Source organism: Micromonospora sp. CP22, assembly GCF_009712475.1.
Taxonomy (GTDB): Bacteria; Actinomycetota; Actinomycetes; order Mycobacteriales; family Micromonosporaceae; genus Micromonospora.
In genome coordinates this window covers 723,850-742,998 of the sequence record NZ_VCJO01000001.1, presented here as the reverse complement: position 1 = coordinate 742,998, position 19,149 = coordinate 723,850, and the positions used below count along the sequence as shown (strand labels likewise).

The 19,149-nt window shown below is 71.3% G+C and carries 13 protein-coding genes and 1 tRNA gene; 5 read left to right on the top strand and 9 right to left on the bottom strand.

The window, feature by feature from the left end; all coding sequences use genetic code 11:
* Positions 1-183: 183 nt before the first annotated feature.
* From rho to FF096_RS03340, 5 genes are all read right to left on the bottom strand, one after another.
* The gene (gene rho / locus FF096_RS03360; RefSeq protein ID WP_155214743.1) at positions 184-2,241 is read right to left on the bottom strand and encodes a transcription termination factor Rho; all 2,058 of its coding nucleotides are present in this window, start codon (positions 2,239-2,241) and stop codon (positions 184-186) included.
* A gap of 297 nt (positions 2,242-2,538) precedes the next feature.
* Positions 2,539-3,492: a homoserine kinase gene (gene thrB, locus FF096_RS03355; protein WP_155214742.1), complete on the bottom strand. Its 954-nt coding sequence runs from the start codon at positions 3,490-3,492 to the stop codon at positions 2,539-2,541.
* Between the two features lie 44 nt (positions 3,493-3,536).
* Entirely contained in the window at positions 3,537-4,775 is a 1,239-nt protein-coding gene (locus FF096_RS03350) for an MFS transporter (protein ID WP_309222569.1), read from the bottom strand.
* Between the two features lie 87 nt (positions 4,776-4,862).
* Positions 4,863-8,156, bottom strand: coding sequence for an efflux RND transporter permease subunit (locus FF096_RS03345; protein ID WP_155214740.1), 3,294 nt, complete (start codon positions 8,154-8,156; stop codon positions 4,863-4,865).
* An 8-nt stretch (positions 8,157-8,164) separates the two neighbouring features.
* Complete coding sequence (locus FF096_RS03340) at positions 8,165-10,036, bottom strand: ABC transporter ATP-binding protein (protein WP_309222568.1); 1,872 nt, start codon at positions 10,034-10,036, stop codon at positions 8,165-8,167.
* Between the two features lie 72 nt (positions 10,037-10,108).
* Between FF096_RS03340 and FF096_RS03335 the strand changes: the two genes are divergently transcribed.
* Positions 10,109-10,675: a TetR/AcrR family transcriptional regulator gene (locus FF096_RS03335; RefSeq protein WP_309222567.1), complete on the top strand. Its 567-nt coding sequence runs from the start codon at positions 10,109-10,111 to the stop codon at positions 10,673-10,675.
* Between the two features lie 28 nt (positions 10,676-10,703).
* Here the strand turns inward: FF096_RS03335 and thrC are convergent, their stop codons facing one another.
* From thrC to argS, 4 genes are read right to left on the bottom strand one after another with little or no spacing between them, the layout of a single operon-like run.
* Positions 10,704-11,753 carry a threonine synthase gene (gene thrC / locus FF096_RS03330; protein ID WP_155214738.1) on the bottom strand — a complete coding sequence of 350 codons (1,050 nt, stop codon included), beginning with the start codon at positions 11,751-11,753 and terminating at the stop codon, positions 10,704-10,706.
* A 35-nt stretch (positions 11,754-11,788) separates the two neighbouring features.
* Entirely contained in the window at positions 11,789-13,111 is a 1,323-nt protein-coding gene (locus FF096_RS03325; RefSeq protein WP_155214737.1) for a homoserine dehydrogenase, read from the bottom strand.
* Positions 13,108-14,493: a diaminopimelate decarboxylase gene (gene lysA / locus FF096_RS03320; RefSeq protein WP_155214736.1), complete on the bottom strand. Its 1,386-nt coding sequence runs from the start codon at positions 14,491-14,493 to the stop codon at positions 13,108-13,110. Before lysA ends, FF096_RS03325 begins: the two co-directional genes overlap by 4 nt.
* 58 nt (positions 14,494-14,551) lie before the next feature.
* Entirely contained in the window at positions 14,552-16,216 is a 1,665-nt protein-coding gene (argS, locus tag FF096_RS03315) for an arginine--tRNA ligase (RefSeq protein WP_309222566.1), read from the bottom strand.
* 100 nt (positions 16,217-16,316) lie between these two features.
* On the opposite strand from argS, the gene FF096_RS03310 reads away from it, so the two are divergent.
* From FF096_RS03310 to FF096_RS03295, 4 genes are all read left to right on the top strand, one after another.
* Positions 16,317-17,135, top strand: a complete 819-nt coding sequence (locus FF096_RS03310; RefSeq protein ID WP_155214735.1) for a DUF3105 domain-containing protein — start codon at positions 16,317-16,319, stop codon at positions 17,133-17,135.
* 1 nt (position 17,136) lies between these two features.
* Entirely contained in the window at positions 17,137-17,790 is a 654-nt protein-coding gene (locus tag FF096_RS03305) for a DUF305 domain-containing protein (protein WP_155214734.1), read from the top strand.
* A 171-nt stretch (positions 17,791-17,961) separates the two neighbouring features.
* Positions 17,962-18,654, top strand: coding sequence for a winged helix-turn-helix domain-containing protein (locus FF096_RS03300; protein WP_309222565.1), 693 nt, complete (start codon positions 17,962-17,964; stop codon positions 18,652-18,654).
* Positions 18,655-18,803: 149 nt separating this feature from the next.
* Positions 18,804-18,875 (top strand) — tRNA-Arg (locus tag FF096_RS03295).
* The last annotated feature ends 274 nt before the right edge of the window (positions 18,876-19,149 follow it).

Here is a 19,149-nt window from a genome sequence, read left to right as displayed (position 1 = left end):
GGGCCTCGACCGCCCCTGGAGGCGGGCCGTGCCGCGCGGCTGTACCGGCCGAGCAGGTCAACACCGCGCCATCCGAGCGCATTCCCGCCGCACCGGCGAAGCATTCCTACCCGTTCGATCCCGGACACGGCGAGGGGCGGGGCCGGTCTCGGCCCCGCCCCTCGCCGTGCTCTGCCTGGAAGGTCACTCCCCCGGCGTCGACTTGGCGATCTGCATCAGGAACTCGATGTTGGTCCGGGACTGCTTCAACCGGTCCAGCAGCAGGTCGAGTGCGGCCTGCGAGTCCAGCGAGTGCAGCACCTTGCGGAGCTTGTGCACGATGGCCAGCTCCTCCGGCGCGAGCAGGATCTCCTCCTTGCGGGTACCGGACGGGTGGATGTCGATGGCCGGGAAGGTCCGCTTGTCAGCGATCTTCCGGTCCAGCTTCAGCTCCGCGTTACCGGTGCCCTTGAACTCCTCGAAGATGACCGTGTCCGCCATGGAGCCGGTCTCCACCAGCGCGGTGGCGAGGATGGTCAGCGAGCCGCCGTTCTCGATGTTGCGCGCCGCGCCGAGGAACCGCTTCGGCGGGTACAGCGCGGTGGAGTCGATACCACCCGACATGATCCGGCCGCTGGCCGGCGCCGCCAGGTTGTACGAGCGACCGAGCCGGGTCACCGAGTCGAGCAGCACGACCACGTCGTGGCCCAGCTCGACCAGGCGCTTGGCCCGCTCGATCGCCAGCTCGGCGACGGTGGTGTGGTCCTGCGGCGGGCGGTCGAACGTGGCCGCGATGACCTCGCCCTTGACCGACCGCTGCATGTCGGTGACCTCTTCGGGCCGCTCGTCCACCAGCACCACCATCAGGTGGCACTCCGGGTTGTTGTGCGTGATGGCGTTCGCGATCGCCTGCAACACCATGGTCTTACCGGCCTTCGGCGGCGAGACGATCAGCGCCCGCTGCCCCTTGCCGATCGGCATGACCAGGTCGATCACCCGGGTGGTGAGGATGTGCGGCTCGGTCTCCAGCCGCAGCCGCTCCTGCGGGTACAGCGGGGTGAGCTTGTAGAACTCCGGTCGGCGCTTGGCCTCGTCCGGCTCCATCCCGTTGATGGTGTCCAGCCGGACGAGCGGGTTGTACTTGTCGCGCCGCTGCTCGCCGTCACGCGCCGCCCGGACCGCGCCGGTGATCGCGTCACCGCGTCGCAGGCCGTACTTCTTGATCTGGGACATCGACACGTAGACGTCGTTCGGACCGGCCAGGTAACCGGTGGTCCGCACGAAGGCGTAGTTGTCCAGCACGTCCACGATGCCGGCCACCGGCACGAGCACGTCGTCCTCGCCGACCTGTGGCTCACGGCCGCCGTCGCCGGACTCGTTGCGGTCACCGCGACCCCGCCGACGGTCCCGGAAGCGGCTGCGCCGGCTGCGCCGACCGCCGTTGTCGCCGTCGTCGTCGCCGTCGTTGTCCCGCTCGGCGCGCTGTCCCCGCTCGCCACGGTCACCACGCTCGGCCCGGTCGCCACGCTCGCCACGCTCGGCCCGGTCGCCACGGTCGGCGCTGCGCTCGGCCCGGTCGCCACGCTCGGCGCTGCGCTCGGCACGGTCGCCACGCTCGGCACGGTCGCCACGCTCGGCCCGGTCGCCACGCTCGGCCCGGTCGCCACGCTCGGCCCGGTCACCGCGCTCGGCGGTGCGCTCAGCCCGCTCGGCGGTGCGCTCTCCGCGCTCAGCGCGCTCGGCACGGTCACCGCGCTCAGCGCGCTCGGCGCTCCGGTCGGCACGCTCGGCGCCACGATCACGGCCGGACCGGCCCTCGGGCCGCTCGCCCTCGGCGGTGGCCTCCTCGGCGCGCGGTTCCGCCACGGCGGTCCGGCTACGCCGGGTACGCCCGCGACCCTCGCTTTCCACGCTCGCTGCCGGCTGTTCGGCGCCACGGCGCTCAGCCTCCGGCCGCTCACCGGTGTCCCGTACCTCCGCGTGGACCTCCTCGCGGACCGGTGCGGCGGCCGCCGCGACCTCGGCCCGTGGTCGAGGGGCTCCGGCAGCGCCGCCCTGCCGCTCGGTGATCGCGCTGATCAACTCGCCCTTACGCATGCGAGCCGTCCCCGAGATGCCGAGCGACGCGGCCAGGCTCTGCAGCTCCGGCAGCAGCATCGCCGACAGTCCCGTACCGCTGCGCCGACGGCGGGTGGGGGCAGCGGTGGTGGCATCGCCAGCGACGTTGGAAACATCCGACGTCACGTCGGTGGTGTCGCTCAATGGATTCCTTCCCTCGATAGGCCGGGACTGCCCGGAATCGACAACAGGTGGCCGGGCGGCCTCGGTACACCCGCCTCGCATGACGCTTCGCGGGGTGTCTGTAACACAGCAGCCGGTCGGTCGCCCGACCCACCAGGTGGAGCGGTGAGCGGGGTTTCGCCGTCTGCGGCGACCAGTGAAGACTGCGGTGCGGCGTGGGCCTAGGCAGGGGTGACGGGCTACCGCCGAAAGCTTCGGGGGTGCGCCGACCCGCAGAGAGATCGCATGCTTCGCGGCTGTGCTAAGTCTAGAGCGTAATCAACTCTTGCGACCTGCGGCAACAGGGTCCCGCTCCGCGTGTTTGAGTCTACCCCGCTCGACCTGCGCCCCGCATACATCTACCGGCAACCGTAGCAGCCGCCAATCTGTTCCCGCGTCGAAGTCTACGGGCAGCTCAGACAGGGCGAGCACGGTGGGTCCGGCCCCACTGACCACTGCCGCCACACCCGCTTCACGCAACCCATCGACCAGGGCATTCGTCTCCGGCATCGACGCCGCGCGATAGTTCTGGTGCAGCCGGTCCGCGGTCGCCGCCAGCAGCAGTTCGGGCTGCGCGGTCAACGCGTGCACCAGCAGCGCCGCACGGCCGGCGTTGAACGCGGCGTCACCGTGCGGCACGGCGGCGGGCAGCGCGGCGCGGGCCGAGGCGGTCAGTCCTCGCTGCGCCGGCACCAACACCGTGGGGCGTACGCCGTCGGCCACCGGCAGCGTCACCGCACGGGCACCGGCCGACTCCGTCCAGGCCACGGTGAAGCCGCCGAGCAGGCAGGGGGCGACATTGTCCGGGTGGCCCTCGATCTCGGCGGCCAGCCGCAACACCGCGTCGTCGTCGAGCCGGCTCCCGCCGTCCGTCACCAGACCCCGGGCCAACAACACCCCGGCGACGATTGCCGCCGACGAGGAGCCGAGCCCTCGCGCCTGCGGGATGCGGTTGACGCACTCCACCGCCAGCCCCGACGGTTGCCCGCCGAGCACGTCGAAGGTCGCCCGCATCGCGCGTACCACCAGGTGCGTGTCGTCGACCGGCAGGTCGCCGGCGCCCTCGCCGGTCACCGTCACCGTCACGCCCTCGGCCGTCACCTCGGCGGCGACGTCGTCGTACAGCGCGAGGGCCAGCCCCAGCGCGTCGAAACCTGGCCCCAGGTTCGCGCTGGTGGCGGGGACCCGGACTCGGACCGGTTCCGCGACGAATGTGGTCGGCACGTCGCCCATGCTAGATGGGTGAGGTGTCGCCGCCCTCCATCGGGCCGGGCCGATCACCGGGTCTCGACGACGGCGGGGGGCGACGTGGCGAGCGAGAGACGCCGCGTCGCGATCCGCCATCCGATCGCGTAGACCAGGGTGACCAGTCCGCAACCGGCCAGTACGACACGTTCGTCGACCACGTCCACCACCAAGGCCACCACCAGTTGGCTGACGGAGATCGCCAGGGTCGCCAGCATCATGTCGGTGGCGAAGACCCGCCCGCGCAACCGATCCGGCACCTCGCCCTGCAACGCGAAGTTCGACATCACCCAGTTACTGCCACCGGCGAAGTGGGCCACGAAGACCAGCACCAGCACCAGCGGAAACCACCCGACCACCGAGGTGCCGAGGTAGGCCAGACCGTAGGCTGACATGGACAGTGCCAGACCGGGCAGCAGCCACGCCCGGTTGGTCAGCACCCGACGCATCATGATGGGGCCGACCAACGCGCCGGCACCGCGTACCGCGAACAACAGTCCCGCGCCGAGCGAGCCGACGCCGTAAACCCCGGCCAGCAGCGGGAAGACGGTCAGCACGCCGTTGCCGAGACCCACCGCCGACTTGACCGTCACCAGCGCCAGCACGCGCGGGCGGTGCCCGATGTACACCAGCGCCTCACGGATGGCCGCCCAGGTCTGCGGCGGTCGCGCACCCTGCTCGCGAGGTGCCTGCAACGGGCGGCGGATCAGCAGGGCCAGGCCCGCGGCGAGCACCAGCCCGACGGCGCCGACCCAGAAGCACACGTACGGACCGGCCGCCGCACTGAGCACGCCACCGAGCGACGCGCCGACGATCGTCATCGTGCCCCAGGCCGACCCGGCCACCGCGTTACCCGCGGCCAGTTCCTCCGGATCGAGCACGTTCGGCAGCGCCGCCTGCGCTGCCGGGGAGTAGAACGCCTTGGCCACCGCGACCACGCCGATGCCGAGCAGCGCCAGCCAGGCGGTGCCGGCGTCACGTACGCCGAGCAGTAGCAGCACACCCACCAGCGCGGCGCCGTTCGAAAGGATCATGATGGTGCGGCGGTCGAACCGGTCGGCGATGGTCCCGGTGTACGGCAGCAGCAACGCCAGGATGCCGGTGTCCACCGCGAGCACCAGGGCACCCCACACGCCACTGCCGGTCAGCTTCGGCAGCAGCACCAGTAGCGGCACCATCACGAACCAGTCGGCACCGAAGACCACCAGCTCGGCCAGGAAGAGATTACGGAAGTTCCGGTTGCGGGTGAGGACCGAGAGGGTGGACGCCACGGAGCGGACCATACCCGCCCGGCGTCGGCTGTTACGTCAGAGCATGGACAACCCCGGAGGGCCCGAGGGCCCTCCGGGGTGCGGCGGTCACCCGTTCGGTGGGAACGGTGAGTTGCGGCTCTTCGGCAGCCGGAGCACCTCGAACTGGTCGGTGTTCTCGATCAGCGCTCCGGCGGGGGCCGCTGGCACGGGCCGGCTCTCCGGCCGCACCGCGTCGGCCGCACCGGCGCCCCCGGCGCCCACCGCCGCCAACGCGGTGGCGTCCGCCCCGGAGACGTCGTCGGCCGCACCGCCACCCGTCTGGCCGTCGACCGGGTCACCGTTGCGGCGGCGTCGCCACGCCCGGACCGACGCCTTGGTGTCCTCCACCATGGCGTACAGCGTCGGCACCAGGATCAGCGTGAGCACGGTCGAGGTGAGCAGGCCACCGATCACCACGATCGCCAGCGGCCGGGAGATGAAGCCACCCTCCCCGGTGAGCCCGAAGGCCATCGGCGTCAACGCGAAGATGGTGGCGATCGCGGTCATCAGGATCGGACGCAGCCGGTGCCGCCCGCCCTCGACCACCGCTTCCCGCACGCCCATCCCCTGGGCGCGGTACTGGTTGACCAGGTCGAGCAGCACGATGGCGTTGGTCACCACGATGCCGACCAGCATGAGCACGCCGATCAGCGCCGGCACGCTCAGCGCGGTACCGGTGACCAGCAGCAGGGCGACCGCTCCGGTGGCCGCGAACGGAATGGAGACCAGCAGGATCAGCGCCTGGATCACGCTGCGGAACGTCGCCATCATGATCAGGAAGACGATCGCGATCGCGGCGAGCACGGCCAGCCCCAGATCGGCGAAGGTCTCGCGCTGCTCGGCGCTGACCCCGCCCAGGGTGACCGTGGCCCCCGGTACGTCGATCGCGTCGAGACGGCTCTGCAACTCCCTGCTGATCGCGCCCAGGTCGGAGCCGGTGACCGTGCCGGTCACCGAGACGCTGCGCTCACCGTCGATCCGCCGTACCTGCTGCGGGCCGGTGGTCTCGGTGACCTCGGCGATGTCGTCCAGCGTGACCGCGCCGACCGGCAGCGCCCGAAGCTCCGCAATGGACACCGGCGGCGTCGCCGACAGGCGCAGCACCACGTCCCGGGCGGCGCCGTCGACGGTCACCTGGCCCAGCGGCGTACCCCGGAACGCCTGCGACACCAGTTGCCCGACGGCGGCTTCGGTGAGCCCGGCCCGGCTCGCCGCCACCCGATCGACCGTCACGTCAACGCGCGGCACCCGCTCGGCCAGGGTGGTCGAGACGTCCTCGACGCCGTCGATGCCGGTCAGCGCCGACTCGGCCTGCTGGGCGGCAGCAGCCAACGCCTCGGGGTCGGCGGCCCGGACGATGACCGCCAACTCGTTGGCCGACGCCCCGCCCTGACCCGCCGGGAAGGTGATCTCACCGGCTGCCGACCCGAGCGCCGCGAACCGCTCCCGCAGCACGCCGCGCATCTCCTTGGCGTCGGTCTCCCCGTCGAGGCGCAACGAGTAGTTGGCCACGTTGTTGCCGGCGCTGCCGGCCCACGGCGTGTCCCCGCCACCGGCGGTCACCTGGTACGACTCGACGCCCGGCGTGCTCGCCAGCACCGCCTCGACCCGCCGGGCCGCCGCGTCGGTGCCGGCCAGCCCGGTGCCCACCGGCAGTTCCTGCCGGATGTTGAGGGTGTCCTGCCCGGAGTCGTCGAGGAAGTTCGTCTCCAGTTGCCGGGCCAGCCCGAAGGTGCCGAACAGCACCAGCAACCCCATCGCCAGGGTGGCCCACCGGTAGGCACGACGGCCGGTGGCGAACCGGATGACCGGCAGGTACGCCCGCTGCAACGGGCTGCGCAGCTCACGCTCCTCGGCCGCCTGACGGACCGCCGCCCCGTCGGCCGCACCGCTGACCGGCTTGAGGAACCAGTACGCGAGCACCGGGATCACCGTCAGCGACACCAGCAGCGAGGCGAGCAGCGCCACGGTGACGGTGATCGCGAAGGGGGCGAAGAGTTGGCCGACGAAGCCACCGACCAGTGCGATCGGGGCGAAGACGGCCACCGTGGTCAACGTCGACGCGGTGACCGCACCGGCCACCTCGCGTACCGCCGTGAGAATCGCCTGCTGCTTCGGCTCGCCGTAGGTCAGGTGCCGCTTGATGTTCTCCAGCACCACGATCGAGTCGTCCACCACCCGGCCGACCGCGACCGTCAGCGCACCGAGGGTGAGCAGGTTGAGCGAGTAGTCACCGACCCAGAGGGCGATCAACGCGACCACCACCGACAGCGGGATGGAGACCGCGGTGACCACTGTGGAGCGTACCGAGAGCAGGAACACCAGGATCACCACCACGGCCATGATCAGACCCAGCAGACCCTCGGTGCTCAGCGTCTTGATCGACTTCTCCACGAAGGGCGCCTGGTCGAGCACGACGGTCAGCTCGGCTCCGGTTTCGGACCGCAGGTCGTCGAGCCGGTCGGCGACCGCGTGCGAGATCTCCACCGCATTGCCGTCCGGGTCGGCGGTGACCGCGATGCCGAGACTGTCCCGGCCGTTGGTACGGGTGATCGCGGTGGCCGGGGCGAGCTGCTCCTCGACCGTGGCGACGTCGCCGAGGCGGACCGGACCAGCCTTCTTGACCGGCGGGGCGACGACCACGTCGCGCAGCTCGTCCAGGCTGGTCAGTGGGGCGCCGACCTGCACCGGCAGGGTGCGCTCGCCGTCCAGGACCGCGCCGGCCGGCACCGCCACGCCGTTGGCCTGCAAGGCGGTGCCGATCGCGGTCGGCTGCACCTTCGCCTTCGCCAGCTTGGCCGGATCCGGTGTGATCACCACCAGTTCGTCCCGGACGCCGGTCAGCTCGACACTGCGGACGCCGTCGATCGCCGCCAGCTCCGGCACCACGGTGTCGCGCAGCTTGCCGGCGAGGGTCCGCTCGTCGTCACCGCCGGACGCGGCCAGCACCACCGCGGGCAGGTCGTCGGTGCTGCCCGCGATCACCTGCGGGTCCACGCCATCCGGCAGCCTGGTCCGGTTGATCGCGGTCTGCATCCGGTTGACCATGTCGTCGAGTTCGGTGCCGAACTCGTACTGCACCACGATGGTGGTCAGGCCCTCGCGGGAGGTCGAGACGACCGAGTCGAGGCCGGGCAGGCCGCGCAGGCTGTTCTCGATCGGCTCGGCGACCTCGGACTCGACGACCTCCGGCGCGGCACCGGGATACTGCGCCACGATGAACGCGGCCGGGAACTCCAACGACGGTAGGAGTTGCTGCTTCAGCGACGGCACGGCGTACACACCGAACGCCGTGGTCACCACCGCGATGAGGGCTACCAGCCCTCGGTTGGCGAGGCTGAATCTGGCGAGCAGCGACATCGCGTGACTCACTCCTGGGGGAGACGTTCGAGGGGTACGAGCAGTGTGCCCGACCCGGTCGCCGTGCCGGCCTCCGGGGCGGCCGGGGTGCCGGAGGTGCCGATCCGCAGGGACGCCACCAGGTCGCGGTACAGCTCGTCGGTGCCGAGCAGGGTGGCGTGGTCACCGACGGCTCGGATCCGGCCACCCTCCATCACGACGATCTGGTCGGCATCGAGCACGGTGGAGAGCCGGTGCGCGATGGTCACCACCGCGCCCTCCGTGGCCCGCTGCCGCACACATCGACCGACCGCCGCCTCGGTCAGGCCGTCGACCTGGGAGGTGGCCTCGTCGAGCAGCAGCACGTCGGGAGTACGCAGCACCGCCCGGGCCAACGCGATGCGCTGCCGCTCACCGCCGGAGACGGTGGTGGCGCCCAGCGGCGTCTCCAGCCCAAGGTCGAGCGAGCTGACCTTGTCGGAGAGGTCGACCGCGCGCAGCGCCGCCCAGAGTTCCTCGTCGCTGGCCTCCGGGTGGGTGAAACGCAGGTTGTCCCCGATGGTGCCCGGCACCACCGGCGCCTCCTGCTCGACGTAGGCCAGCCGGCCACGGATCTCGGCGGGCGTGTGCTCCGGGTAGGGCCGACCAAACAGCAGCAACCGGCCCTGCTCCGGTTCGAGGAAGCGCAGCAGCAGGGAGAACAGCGTGGTCTTGCCGGCGCCGGAGGGCCCGACGATCGCGGTGTGGCCACGACGGGGGATCTCCAGGTCGATGCCGCGTACGGCGGGTGCCGCCCCCGGTGCGTACCGTGCGGTGACGCCCTGGAAGCTCAGCACGACATCGCGGGATTCCGGTCCGACCGGTCCGACGGATACGGATGCCGGTTGCCCGGCCGGCCGGGAATCCGGCTCGACCGACATGGCCTCGATCTCCCGCAGGCGGCCGGCTGCCGCGATGCCGGCCTGCATGGCGGTCATGTGCTGGGTCAGCTCGCTGATCGGCCCCATCAGTTGGAAGGCGTAGAGCAGGAAGGCGATCAGCGTGGACACCTCGATCAGGCCACGCTCGGCCCGCACCGCCCCGAATCCGAGGATGACGATCACGGCGAGCTGGATGCCGGTCCAGGAGATGGTCCAGACGGTCGCCGCTCGACGGGCGGCGTTGATGCCGTGCCGGGCCGACTCCTCGGCGTGCCTGGTGATCAGGTGCGCCTGACGCTGCTCGGCGCGGCTGGCCTTGACCGTACGGATCGCGCGCAGCGAACCCTCCAGCAGCCCGCCGAGGCGGCCCACCGACTCCTGGGCCGCCTCCTGCGCCCGCCCGATCGACGGCAGCAGCAGACCCATCAGCACCGCGACGACGACGACCGCGACCAGGGTGGTACCGAGCAGTACCACGTCGAGCGTGCCCATCAGCACGAGCGTCCCGACCAGCGCCACCGCGCCGTTGATCAGTCCGACGAGGCTGCCGGACGCCTCGTGCAGCAGCGCCGGGTCGGAGGTCGCCCGGGTGACCAGTTCACCGCCGGGGCGGCGGGTCAGCTGGTCGATCCGGGCGGCGAAGTAGCGGCGGATGACGCTGGACCGGGCATCGAGCACCACCCGCTCGGCGAGGCTTCCCATCAGCACCCACTGCCACAGTGAGATGGCGGCGCCGACGACGACGAGGGCGAGCAGCACGGTCACCGGCCGGGACAGCGAGTCACCGGCACCGAGGGTGTCCAACACCCACTTGGTCACCAGCGGGGTGGCCAATCCGGCGGCGTTGGCCACTAGGCCGAGCAGCAGGCCGAGCAGCATGGTCGGCCAGTGCGGCCGGAGGTAGCCGAGCAGGAGGCTGGTCCGGCCCGGGTGCGCGATCGGCTGAGGGTCGACAGATTCGACGGCGGCGGTCTCAGTCACCCCGTTATGGAACACGAATGTTCCAGTTCGGGCAAGCTAAATGCCGAAACCACACATTGCTATCCTCTGCCTGTGGCGACCACCGAGGAAACCGGCAGCCGGGCGCGGACCCGGCAGGCGATCCTGCAGGCCGCAATCGAGGTACTGAGCCGCAATCCCGCAGCCAGCCTGGGCGAGATCGCCACCGCCGCGCAGGTCGGCCGGACCACCCTGCACCGCTACTTCGCCGAGCGATCGGACCTGCTGGCCGGCGTGGTCGAGGAGGGCATCACCCGGCTCAACTTGGCGACCGCCCGCGCCCGGCTGGCGGAGGGCACCGGCGCGGAGGCCCTGCACCGGCTCTGCGCCGAATACTTCGACCTGGGTGACCTGCTCTCACTGGTCTTCGCCGAGCCGCAACTGATCACCGACCCGGCCTGGGCCACAGGTGTCTGTGACGACGACTTCCACGCCCTGGTGGCTCGGGGACACGCCGACGGCAGCATCGACCCGGCGCTGCCCGCCACCTGGGTGCAGTCCGTGCTCTGGGCGCAGCTCTATGCGGGCTGGAGCTACCTGCTCGAGCACGAGGTCTCCCGCCATGAGGTGCTCGGTCTGGTCACCCGGACCGTCGCCGGCGCAGTGGCTCCCCGCCCCTGACCCGCAGCACGGGCCAGGTCGCGGGAGCTCAGGCGAGGTCGAGGGAGCGGGCGGCGACGAGCGGGTCGTTGGCGATGGTGACGGGGGCGGGGGCGGTGGAGATGGCCCACTCGGGGTCCTTCAGGCCGTGCCCGGTGACCGTGCAGACCACGGTGGACCCGGCCGGCACCTTACCGGCGGCGGCCTGCTGGAGCAGACCGGCGACACTGGCCGCGCTGCCCAGTTCCACGAAGACACCAATCTCCCGGGCCAGCAGCCGGTACGCCGCCAGGATCTCCCGGTCGGTGACCGCCTCGATCAGGCCGCCGGAGGCGTCCCGCGCGTCCAGGGCCTTCGTCCAACTCGCCGGGTTGCCGATCCGGATGGCGGTGGCGATGGTAGACGGTTCGGCCACCACCTTCCCGGTCACGATCGGTGCCGCGCCGGCCGCCTGGAAGCCGTACATCTTCGGTCGGCGGGTGGCGTTGCCCGCGTCCCGGTCCTCCGTGTAGCCCATCCAGTACGCCGAGATGTTGCCGGCGTTCCCGACCGGCAGGCAGTGGATGTCGGGCGCGTCACCGAGCGCCTCGACGATCTCGAAGGCGGCCGTCTTCTGACCGTGCAGCCGGTCGATGTTGACCGAGTTCACCAGGGCCACCGGATAGTCCTGGGCGAGCTTGGCGGCCAGCGCCAGGCAGTCGTCGAAGTTGCCGTTGACCTGGAGCAGCTTGGCGCCGTGCACGAGCGCCTGAGCCAGCTTGCCCAGCGCGATCTTGCCCTGCGGAACGAGGACCGCGCAGGTCATCCCGGCCCGGGCCGCGTACGCGGCGGCGGAGGCGCTGGTGTTGCCGGTGGAGGCGCAGATGATGGCCTTGTTGCCGTGTTCGACCGCCTTGGAGACGGCCATCGTCATGCCCCGGTCCTTGAACGAGCCGGTGGGGTTGGCACCCTCCACCTTCAGGTAGACGTCACAGCCGAGTCGGGCGGAGAGCACCGGCGCGGGCAACAACGGGGTGTTCCCCTCGTGCAGGGTGACCACCGGCGTGGCCTCGGTGACCGGCAACCGGTCCCGGTAGGCGTCGATCAGGCCGCGCCACATCTTGCTCTCCTCGCCTCTGTGCTTGATCCGGCCGCTCACAGCCCGCCCTCGACCCGTAGCACGCTCGCCACCGACCGGACGATGTCCAGGCCGCGCAGTTCCTCGACGGTCGCCGCGAGCGCCGCGTCCGGCGCGGTGTGGGTCACGATGACCAGCACCGCGTCGCCGGCCGCACCGGCGGCACCGGCGGCCGGCCCCTGACGCACGGTGGCGATCGAGACGTCGTGGCGGGCGAACACCCCGGCCACCGACTCCAGCACACCCGGCCGGTCGGCGACGTCGAGGCTGATGTGATAGCGGGTGACCGCCTCCCCCATCGGTCGCACCGGCAGGTCGGCGTACGCGGACTCACTGGCCGAGCGGACCCCGGCGAGCCGGTTGCGGGCCACCGCCACCACATCGCCGAGCACCGCGCTGGCGGTCGGCGCCCCACCGGCACCCCGCCCGTAGAACATCAGCTGCCCCGCCGCCTCCGCCTCCACGAAAACGGCGTTGAACGCGTCGCCCACGCTGGCCAGGGGGTGGGTCACCGGGATCATCGCCGGGTGCACCCGGACGCTGACCGCTTCCCGCCCCTGCCCGTCGGCTCCGCGTGCCGCGATGCAGAGCAGCTTGATCGTGCAGCCCATCGCCTTGGCGCTGGCCACGTCCGCGGCGGTCACCTCGGTGATGCCCTCGCGGTGCACGTCGGCGGCGGAGACCCGGCTGTGGAAGGCGAGCGAGGCGAGGATGGCCGCCTTGGCCGCCGCATCGAAGCCCTCCACGTCGGCCGTCGGGTCGGCCTCGGCGTAGCCGAGTTCGGTCGCCTCCTCCAGCGCCTCGGCGAAGCCCGCCCCGGTGGCGTGCATCGCGGAGAGGATGAAGTTGGTGGTGCCGTTGACGATGCCGGTGACCCGGGTGATGCGGTCGCCGTGCAGCGACTCGCGCAGCGGGCGCAGCAGCGGGATGGCCCCGGCCACGGACGCCTCGTAGTAGAGGTCACCGCCGCCCTCCGCCGCCGCGTCGTGCAGGGTGCCGCCGTCCTCGGCGAGCAACGCCTTGTTGGCGGTGACCACGCTCTTGCCGGCCCGCAACGCCTCCACCAGCCAGCCGCGCGCCGGCTCGATGCCGCCGACCACCTCGACCACCACGTCGACGTCGTCCCGCTTGATCAGCCCGAGCGCGTCGGTGGTGAACAGGGCCGGATCGACCGGCAGGTCGCCGCGGTCACGCCCGATCCGGCGGACGGCGATACCAGCGATCTCCAGCGGAGCACCGACGCGGGCGGCGAGGTCCGCCGACTGCTCGTGCAGCAGCCGGACCACCTCGGCACCGACGGTGCCACAGCCGAGCAGGGCGAGGCGTACAGGTGACGTCATCCCACATCCAAAGCGAGCAGGTCCTCTTCGGTCTCCGGTCGAACGATCAGCCGGGCCCGGCCGTTACGAACCGCGACCACACCGGGGCGCGGCACATGGTTGTAATTGCTGGCCATGCTGCGGCAGTACGCCCCCGTGCCGGGCACGGCTACAAGATCTCCGGGCTGCACGTCGGCGGGCAGGAATTCATCCTTCACCACGATGTCCCCGGACTCACAATGCTTTCCCACCACGCGGGCGAGCATCGGTCCGGCGGCACTCGCCCGGGAGGCCAGGGTCGCCGAGTACGACGCGTCGTACAAGGCCGTCCTGATGTTGTCACTCATCCCGCCGTCGACGCTGACGTACGTGCGAATGCCATCGACGTCCTTGACCGTACCCACCTCGTAGAGAGTGAACACAGCCGGGCCGACGATCGCCCGGCCGGGCTCGATGGACAGGCGCGGAACCGCCAGCCGCTCCGCCGCGCACTCGAACTCCACGATCTTGCGCAGCCGGTCCGCCAGGTCCTGGGGGGCTGCGGGGTCGTCCTGCGAGGTGTACGCGATACCGAACCCGCCGCCGAGGTCCAGCTCGGGCAGTTCCACGCCGCGCGCGTCGCGGATCTGGGCCCCGAGGGTGAGCACCCGTCGGGCGGAGACCTCGAACCCGCTGGTGTCGAAGATCTGCGAACCGATGTGCGAGTGCAGGCCGCGCAGCTCCAGGACGTCGTCGTCGAGCACGCGCAGCGCGGCCGTCAGGGCCGCGCCACCGGCGAGGGAGAACCCGAACTTCTGGTCCTCGTGGGCGGTGGCGATGAACTCGTGGGTGTGCGCCTCCACGCCCACGGTGACCCGGATCAGCACCCCGGGCCGGACCCCCCGCTCACGGGCCAGCGCGGTGAGTCGATCGAGTTCGGTGAAGGAGTCGACGATGATCCGCCCCACTCCGGCGTCCAACGCACGGCTCAGCTCGGCCACCGACTTGTTGTTGCCGTGGAAGCCGATGCGTTCCGGCGGCATTCCGGCGGCCAGCGCCACGGCCAGTTCGCCGCCGCTGCACACGTCGAGGAACAGGCCCTCCTCGGCGATCATGCGTACCACCGCGCGGCAGAGGAACGCCTTGCCCGCGTAGTACACGTCGTCGGTGGCGAAGGCGTCCCGGAAGGCCCGGCAGCGTGCGCGCAGGTCGTCCTCGTCGAGGACGTACAGCGGCGTGCCGAACTCGGCGGCGATGTCCGCCACGCCCAGACCGGCGACGGTGAGCGCGCCGTCCGCGCCGCGCCTCACGTTACCCGGCCACAGCTGCGGCACCAGGGCGTTGACGTCGGTCGGGGTACGCAGCCAGGCCGGCCCCCGGCTGCCGATGTCGCCGTGCAACGCGCCCGCTTCGTGAGCCCGCATCAGTGCCTCCCTGGATTCGCGTTTGCGGGGCTCGCCAGCTCACTCCTCGCGCTCACGGCTACATCCGCTCCGGCGCCGAGACGCCGAGCAGGCGCAACCCGTTGGCGATGACCACCCGGGTGGCGTCGTTGAGCCAGAGCCGGGCCCGGTGCAGGTCGGTGATCGGCTCGTCGCCCCGGGGCAGGATCCGGCAGTTGTCGTAGAACCGGTGGTAGGCACCGGCCAGGTCCTCCAGGAAGCGGGCGACCCGGTGCGGCTCCCGCAGCTCGGCGGCGGCGGCCACCACGGCGGGGAACTCGGCGAGCGCCTTGAGCAGCTCGTTCTCCTTCTCGTGGTCGAGCAGTTCGGGCCGGAACGACGCCGCGTCACCCCGGACCAGGCCGACCTCGGCGGCGTTGCGGCCGACGCTGGCCGTACGGGCCGCCACGTACTGCACGTAGTAGACGGGGTTGTCCCGGGTGGCCCGGGTCCACAACTCGATGTCGATGTCGATCGGCGAGTCGCTGGAGTACCGGGCCAGGGCGTAGCGGGCCGCGTCCACCCCGATCGCGTCGACCAAGTCCTCCAGGGTCACCACGGTGCCGGCCCGCTTGCTCATCCGCACCGGCGCGCCGTCGCGGACCAGGTTCACCAGTTGGCCGATGAGGATCTCCAGCGTGCGGTCCGGGTCGTCACCGAAGCAGGCCGCCATCGCCTTCATCCGGCCGACGTAGCCGTGGTGATCCGCCCCCAGCATGATCACGATGCGGTCGAAGCCGCGTTCCCGCTTGTCCAGGTAGTAGGCGCAGTCGGCGGCGAAGTAGGTCCACTCGCCGTTGGACTTGCGCAGCACGCGGTCCTTGTCGTCGCCGAAGTCCGTGGTCCGCAGCCAGGTGGCGCCCTCGGACTCGAAGATGTGGCCCTGCTCGCGCAGCCGGGTCAGGGCGTGGTCCAGTTCGTTGCGGTCGTGCAGGTCCTTCTCGTTGAAGTAGGTGTCGAACTCGACCCCGAACTCCCGCAACGAGGTCTTGATCTCGGTGAACATCAACGCGACGCCCTCGACCCGGAACACCTCCTGGGCGGCGGCGTCGTCCAGGGTCAGCACGTCCGGCCGGCGGGCCTTGACCTGCTCGGCGATCTCGGCGATGTACGCCCCGCCGTAGCCGTCCTCCGGCGGCGCCTCGTGGCGGGCGGCGGCGAGCAGCGAACGGGCGAAGCGGTCGATCTGCGAGCCGGCGTCGTTGAAGTAGTACTCGGTGCCGACCTCGGCGCCGGTCGCGCGCAGCAGACGGCTCAACGCGTCACCGACCGCGGCCCAGCGGACGCCACCGATGTGCACCGGTCCGGTCGGGTTGGCCGAGACGAACTCCAGGTTGATCTTCAGACCGGCGAGCCGGTCGCTGCGGCCGTACTCCGCACCGGCCTCGACGATCGAGCGGGCGAGCTGCCCGGCCGCCGCCGCGTCGAGCCGGATGTTGAGGAAGCCCGGACCGGCGATCTCGACGGATTTGATTCCCGGGGTGTTGGCCAACTGCGCGGCGAGCGCGGCGGCCAGCTCCCGTGGTGGCAGGCCGACCTTCTTGCTGAGCTGAAGGGCCAGCGTGGCAGCGTAGTCGCCGTGCTCCGGGTTGCGCGGGCGCTCGACCGTGGTGTGCTCCGGCAGGGCGGACCGGTCCAGCTCTCGGTCGGCGAAGACGGCGTGAGCGGCGGCTAGGACGGCGGCGGCGAGTTCTGCAGGAGTCACCGATCCATGTTATCGGGGGTAGACTCGGTCCCCGCGGCGGCGACCCAGCATCCGAACCCAGCCCGCCAGACCCCCTGACCGACCGACCTGACGAGGCACGATGAGTATCAGCACACCGGGCGGCCCGGAGCGCCGCCCGACCGTGGTCAGCACCGGCAAGAAGCCGGCGGCGGGACGGCCGGCCGCCGGCGCCAAGGCGACCGGAGCCAAGGCTGGCCCCAACAAGTCCGGATCGGCCCAGCGCGCGGGGGGCGGCAAGGGGCCGCGTAAGCCGATCACTCCAGTCAAGGTCAGCCAGGGCCGGTCGTGGGGGCCGATCGCGCTCTTCGTCGCCGTCGGCGTGCTCGCCACGTCGATCATCGGGTTCGGCGCGTGGGCGACCTTCAAGGGCAGCCAGTCCTGGCAGGACAAGGCGGCCGGCATCGACGGCATCGTCAACTACCGCAAGACCGACCCGGAGAGCCTCAACTACGAGTCGCACCAGGCCGGCAAGATCGAATACAAGTACAGCCCGCCGGTCGGTGGCGCGCACAACAACGCCTGGCAGCGGTGCCTCGGTGACGTCTACGACGCGCCGATCGCGTCCGAGCACGCGGTGCACAGCCTGGAGCACGGCGCGGTCTGGCTCACCTACCGCCCCGACCTGCCCGCCGCGGACGTCGAGAAGCTGGCCAGCGTGATCCGGGGCAACGACTTCATGCTGATGAGCCCGTACGAGGGCCTGGACGCCGCCGTGTCGATCCAGGCGTGGGGTTACCAGCTCAAGGTCGACAGCGCCGACGACCCCCGGATCAAGGAGTTCGCCACCACGCTGGCGCAGAACGCCTCGATCGAGCCGGGCGTGCCCTGCTCCTCCGGCAACTACACCACCGGCACCGGCACCGAGCCGCGCGAGTTGGCTCCCCCGACGGGCGGCTGACATGCCGACCGCGACCCAGGAGGCGCCTCCGGCGGAGCGCAACGGCACGGACCTCCACCGGTCGCCTCGGCTACTGCGCTACCTGACCCTGGTCATGGCGGCGGTGCTGCTACTCGGTGTCGGCTGGACGGCTGCGACGCTGACCGCGAACCGGACGCCCGGTGACGAGTCGGCCGAGGCCGGCTTCGCCCGGGACATGTCCCGCCACCATGCCCAGGCGGTGGAGATGGCGATGATCGCGTACGCGAAGGGCCAGGATCCGGCGATCCGGCAGTTGGGCTACGACATGGCCCTGACCCAGCAGGCGCAGATCGGTCACATGCAGCGCTGGTTGCAGGAGTGGGATCTGCTGCCCACCGGTACGCGACCGGCGATGGAGTGGATGCCCGACGCCGTGCCGGTGGGGCCGGACGGACTCATGCCCGGCATGGCGACCCGCGAAGAGATCACCCAACTGCACGAGGCCCAGGGTGCGGCGGTCGACCAGCTGTTCGTGAAGCTGATGATCAAGCACCATCTCGGTGGAGTCCACATGGCCGACGGCCTGTTGAAGGTCTCCGACCGGGCCGAGGTGGTGCGGATGGCCGAGGCGATGAAGCAGACGCAGCAAAAGGAGATCAACGAGCTGCGGCGGATGGGGCTCGCCGACGGTTGATCCGCCCCGTACCCGGACTCCTCGCCGCCCCGCTCGAACTCACGAGCGGGGCGGCGTTGTCCTGGTCCGCCCCCACACCACCGGAATCGCCCCTCCGCCCCACCTTGGTGCCATACGACCGATTTTCCCTCTAGGGGTTACTTGGAGCGAAGTGCACTCGTTGTCCGGGACGTGGGGGTTGCACTCAGAGACGCGCGGCGTTCGGTCACCAGCTGGTGCCGACGCCACACCATCGGCGGTGACGGAGCGGTGGCAGCCGTCCGTCGCGGACAGCGGCAGGGTGAGCCGGGAACACTCAGCCGCGTACAGGAGCTGGAGCTGATCGACGCCCTCCGGGGCGTCCACCCCGACGCGTACGGCCTGGACGAGGAGCTGTGGACCCGACAGAGCCTGCACGCGCTCATCCAGCAACGCTTCGACCTGACGCTGGACGTGGGAGTCGTCGGGGCGTACCTGCGGGCCTGGGGGTTGGGTCCCCGGGAGCCCCGCGAACGCGCCTGCGGGCTCTGCGTCGGCGCGGTCGAACGGTGGGTACGCAGCGAGTACCCGGCGATCACCCGAGCCGCCCAGGAACACCTGGCCGAGGTCTACTGGGTGGGTCGGGTCCGGTTGCGGGGCACCATGCCAGCCGCGGACGTCATCTCGGCGGTCTCCTCACGCGGCCGGGTCCGGTTCATGGTCACCACGCCGTCGGTCGACCCGCCGCTGCCCCGGGAGTTCCTGTACCGGCTCAGCGGCACCGAGCAGCGCACCGTACACCTGATCGTGGACGGCTCCTGGGCCCGCAACGAATGGCCGCGCCGGCTCCCCCGGCGGATCGTGCCGCACCCGCTGCCCAGCTGCGGACGCGCGCTCGCCGCCTGAGCCACACCACCGACACCCGTCGAGCCAGCCGACGGAACCGGCCCGTCACCGACACCGGGCCGGTTCCGCTGAGCCGACACCCGTCCACGACCCACCGATACCGATTCGGCGATCGAGTGGGGGGTTTGCTAGTCTTCTCCAGTCGCTGAGCCCCCGTAGCTCAGGGGATAGAGCACCGCCCTCCGGAGGCGGGGGCGCAGGTTCGAATCCTGCCGGGGGCACAAGCTTTAGCGCCCCATGTCCGCTGAGAAGCGCGGACCTGGGGCGCTTGTCATTTCTGTCTGGGGCCGAGCCCCAGACCCCACGCTCCTTGGCACGGTCCGCGGTTTCGTCCCGCTGCGCGGCTCCTCAGCCTCCGGCGTCCAGACGGCAACCACGGCCCATCCCGCTGCGCGGCTCCGTCAGCCTCCGGCGTCCGGACGCCGTCCGCAGCTCGCGCCGCTGGGCGATCTCCGTCAACCTCCGGCGTCCAGACGCCGTCCGCAGCTCGCGCCG